Below are 388 nucleotides of genomic sequence, written 5' to 3'. Positions count from 1 at the left end.
AGAACGAAAACAACTGTATCTTTAATTAACTACCATTTTGTTTTTTGCCCGCGTTATCGAAGAAAAGTGTTAGTGAACAAAGTGGAAGAGCGATTCAGGCAGTTAGTAGAAGAAATTTGCCAAGAGAATGATTGGATTATTCTTGCTTTCTTGCTATGGAAGTGATGCCTGATCATTGTCATTTGTTCTTGAATGGCCTCCCTTCTGATTCTCCATCAGATATGATGACAAAAGTGAAAGGAGTGACTTCCCGACGATGAAGGGAAGAATTTCAACACTTGTCTCATCTGCCAAGTCTTTGGACACGCTCTTTCTTCGTGAGTACAGCAGGGAATGGATCAAGTGAAATCATCAAACGCTATGTGGAATCTCAAAAGAAAAGGGGGTG

General features: G+C 40.2%; 1 pseudogene. It reads left to right on the top strand.

The features are described from left to right. A pseudogene (gene tnpA / locus VU18_RS17665) lies at positions 1-388 on the top strand (IS200/IS605 family transposase); the annotation flags it as partial.

The sequence above is a fragment of the Geobacillus sp. ZGt-1 genome (genome assembly GCF_001026865.1).
GTDB classification, from domain to species: domain Bacteria; phylum Bacillota; class Bacilli; order Bacillales; family Anoxybacillaceae; genus Geobacillus; species Geobacillus thermoleovorans.
The sequence above is the reverse complement of the archived record's forward strand: the minus strand, read 5'-3'. Positions and strand labels throughout refer to the sequence as shown.